General features: G+C 34.4%; 3 protein-coding genes and 1 tRNA gene. 2 read left to right on the top strand and 2 right to left on the bottom strand.

Translation table 11 applies throughout. The annotated features are described in order from the left end of the window. Window positions 1-302 precede the first annotated feature (302 nt). On the bottom strand, window positions 303-1,547 hold the full coding sequence (gene serS, locus ABYK33_RS14440; RefSeq protein ID WP_373033998.1) for a serine--tRNA ligase: 1,245 nt from the start codon (window positions 1,545-1,547) through the stop codon (window positions 303-305). 258 nt (window positions 1,548-1,805) lie between these two features. Here serS and ABYK33_RS14435 point away from each other — a divergent pair, with 258 nt between their 5' ends. After that, window positions 1,806-2,600, top strand: a complete 795-nt coding sequence (locus ABYK33_RS14435) for a hypothetical protein (RefSeq protein ID WP_373033996.1) — start codon at window positions 1,806-1,808, stop codon at window positions 2,598-2,600. Between the two features lie 296 nt (window positions 2,601-2,896). Then, the gene (locus tag ABYK33_RS14430; RefSeq protein ID WP_373033995.1) at window positions 2,897-3,148 is read left to right on the top strand and encodes a hypothetical protein; all 252 of its coding nucleotides are present in this window, start codon (window positions 2,897-2,899) and stop codon (window positions 3,146-3,148) included. A gap of 492 nt (window positions 3,149-3,640) precedes the next feature. On the opposite strand, the gene ABYK33_RS14425 is transcribed toward ABYK33_RS14430, so the two are convergent. Beyond that, window positions 3,641-3,717: transfer RNA gene (locus tag ABYK33_RS14425), tRNA-Met, on the bottom strand. Between the last annotated feature and the right edge of the window lie 213 nt (window positions 3,718-3,930).

Here is a 3,930-nt window from a genome sequence, read left to right as displayed (position 1 = left end):
TAGTTACTAAACTCAAAGCAGCTGAGCATATTATGAGTAAAGGCAAAGAGATGTTTTTATGTAGTGGTTTTGACCTGTCAGCTGCAAGAGATTTTCTTATGAATGATATTCATGACAAGGGTACACTATTTAGTAAAAAACTAAAAGAAGAAAAGTAAAATGACAAATTTAAAAAATATATCAATAATCATAGATAAAAAAGAAAGAAAAAGGTTCAATAATTGTGGTAGCCAATAGGCAATTCAATCTGCCTATTTATAGGTGTTTAGTAAAAATACTTACTAAACTGAGACGAGTATAACTTACATATACTTTTTAAGTACTTCAGGGATCTCAATCGTCCCGTCTTCATTTTGATAATTCTCCATAATAGCCACGATAGTACGGCCTACTGCGAGTGCTGAGCCATTTAACGTATGTACAAATCTGTTTTTCTTACCATCTTTAAAACGGATCTTTGCTCGTCTTGCCTGGAAATCTCTTGTGTTGGAGATTGAAGAGATTTCGCGGTATTTGTTTTGTCCCGGGAGCCAAACTTCCAAATCTATCGTTGTAGCTGCAGAGAAACCTAAGTCACCATAACAAAGTTCTACAACTCTGTGAGGCAGACCTAGTGCTGTCAATATATCTGAAGCATTTTGCACCATCATCTCAAATACTTCATCCGACTTATCCGGATGTGCGATAGCTACCATTTCCACTTTATCAAACTGATGTTGACGTATCATGCCACGTGTATCACGTCCGGCAGATCCTGCTTCTTTTCTAAAACATGGTGTATAACCCGTCATCAGTACCGGGAGTTCTTTCTCTGTAAGTATCTCATCATTGTACATATTGGTCAATGGTACTTCTGCTGTAGGGATAAGATAAAGATCTTCTCCGTCTATCTTAAAGAGATCATCTTCAAACTTAGGTAGCTGTCCTGTTCCCTGAAGCATTGTAGCATTGTTCATAAATGGCACACAAAGCTCTTCAAACCCTTTTGTAGCATTCGTGTCTAGAAAGAAGTTAATAAGCGCTCTTTCAAGCCTTGCAGCCTCACCACGAAGCACAGAGAAACGACTCTTAGCAAGTTTTACCCCACGTTCAAAGTCTATCCAACCATTCGCTTCAGCTAATGCCCAATGCTCTTTAGGTTCAAAAGAAAAACTTTTTGGTTCAAGTACTTTACGAAGTTCAACATTGTCATCTTCATCTTCACCTTCCGGTACAGTATCATCCGGAAAGTTAGGCATCGCAAGTGCTACAGTATAGAGTGCTTCTTCCGCTTCTCTCGCCTTCTCTTGAAGAGGTACCATCGCTTCTTTATTTGCATCCACTTTTGCTTTAAGTTCTGTAATATCTTTACCTTCACGCATATACTGACCAAAAAGTTTAGACATACTGTTCTGTTCTGCTTTCGAAGCTTCTAATGTAGCATTGGATTCTTTTAGAGATGCAAACAAATTTTGAAGGTTTTCAAGGGTAGCTGTATCTACACCTTTTTTTTGCAGTTTAGCACTTGCCTCTTCGAAGTTATTTTGGAGATATTTTAAATCTATCATAATCTTTACCTAGATGTGGAATATTTATGAAATTATAGTAGAAAGTTTAAAAGAAGTGGATTAAGTCATTCAAGTAGAAAATATATACTTGTTATTTTATAAATAAATTGATGCATCTTTGGATTCTTCACGATAAGCACTAGTATCTTTGCTAACTCTGATTGAAACATACCGTCCATCTTCCATCATAAGAGTTAGAGAGCCTCCCTAACCTAAATAGTGATATAATGCTGCAAAAATATAAGTGAGTACAACAGTATGGCAGATAAAGATGAGAATTATGCATTTCCATGGGCATTTCATATAGGAGACCTACACAAAGACAATGACACGATCCCTCTATATACGAATACTAGTGATGGTGGATTTTGCCTATTGTATGATAAAGTTTCTGAAGCAAAGGCTGATAATTTACTAGAGAGTCTTTGTTTGGAACTGCTCTCTACAATGCCTCATGAGAGTTTACAAGTCGATCTTTTTGATTTTGGTAAAAAGAAGTTCTATAATCTTTCACCTTTGCAGTATCTTCATATCTATAAAACGGCTTATAACTCTGAGATGATGTCAGCACTTTTTGAGGAGCTAGAAGAGACTATCATATCTCGTCATAAAGAGTTGTTATGTTGTAATAGACCTACGATAAGTGAACATAATCAAAAATCTAAACTTAAAAAGATGTATCATCTGGTACTGATGAATTTAGAAAACTTTCCAACAGAGGAATTTGAGTTAAGAAGAATCAAAAACTTTGTAGAATCTGCTTCTCAAGCGGGTGTCTATGTTATTGCATTTGGGTACAAAGAGATAGAACAAAGTGAAAGTAAAACAACACAAGCCATATTGGAGTATTTTAAGAAGCTAAGAGTGACAGAGGGTGAATTTGCAATTACAGAAGAGGTTTTTGAATTTATGGAACTTCTAGAAGATCACAGTTTTAAGTCACTTGATCTTGACAAAGGTCATTTATTACAGAAAACACTCACCAATGCAAACCTTGAAAGTCTCATGAACCCTGAGAACATAAAACTTGAAGAGAATACAAAAGTCAAATAATTAGACTTCCAACCACCTTAGGCATTAGTTGTGTATTTGGTATCCCTTCCAGTGCTAGGTAGTAACTCTTCATATTACATAGATAAAGGTACATCTAAAACTCTCTAGTCTACCTTTATCGTATTTACATACAATATTATTCTCAATTTAGAAATCTACATATAATCATCTAGAGCTATGCATTGTGCTATTCAATCTTGTTATTTTGTCCAATTTTGTAGATCATCTTCTAACCTAATCACCTATACTCATATATAAGATTTGATATACTTCACTCAATAAAAAAAGGAATGAGAATGACAAAACAAAACATACTATTTTATTTATGGAAGGTGGTTTATGCGTTTATGTCTTTTATTGCCATTATTGGTTCATTGGCAGTGATAGGAATAACTGTATATAACCTAATAGACTCAGCTCTACTTGCTACATTGTTGGCATCACCTATATGGATTGCTATAGTATGGTACTCCTCTAAATTTCTTGTAAAAGCAGATAACAATGTTAAGAGGAAATTAGGAAGAGAAGTACCAGATGATAAAGTTTGATAAACATATATAAAGCAGTGTAGACCTCTGACTTAAAAATAGGAAAATATAGGTACGTGAATTATTTCAATAATTTGTCTGGAGATGCATTGAATAAAGGGATTGTGATTATTTGAGTAGTGTCAAGGAGAGACCCTAACCATCGACTTCAGGCTTAGGAACGAGATGTTTCTAGCTGTTCCTGGTATTGTTTTGTGAGGAGAAAGAGAGAAACTGCAGTCAAAATTATGAACGGATTTACAACGATACATAATCCTGCAAGTATAAGTAATTTTTTTATCATTATGGATTGTACTTAGTTATCTTGAAAGTAATTTTAATATTACCAAACAAGCATTAGGTCTATAGAAACATAATTGTGAATATAACTCTAAAACCTTTTTTGGACAAAAGTTGAGACCTCCGGCGCAAAATATAGAGAAGTAAACGCGTGACAATATTGTGATTAATCTTCAGGAAGTTAAGTAAATAAGGGGTTGTTGATTATTTCAATGGTGTCAAGAGAGGGACTCGAACCCTCGACCTCCGGCTTATGAGACCAGCGCTCTAACCAGCTGAGCTACCTTGACATCTTTGTGAAGAGACGGAATTTTAACCAAAGATACCTTTATTGTCAATGAGTATAAGAAAAAAATTATAAAAAAAAGTAAAAAATAGATACATAACATATAGTTTAGTTAATATGACTAAACTTTATTAAATAATTTCAAATAACCATCTTGACTTTTTAACAAAAAACTATTACAATGCATGCACAAAAAACTATTAAGAAAAGGAGAAAT

The sequence above is a fragment of the Sulfurovum sp. genome (assembly GCF_041562805.1).
Lineage (GTDB): Bacteria > Campylobacterota > Campylobacteria > Campylobacterales > Sulfurovaceae > Sulfurovum.
This window is presented reverse-complemented; position numbering and strand designations above follow the sequence as displayed.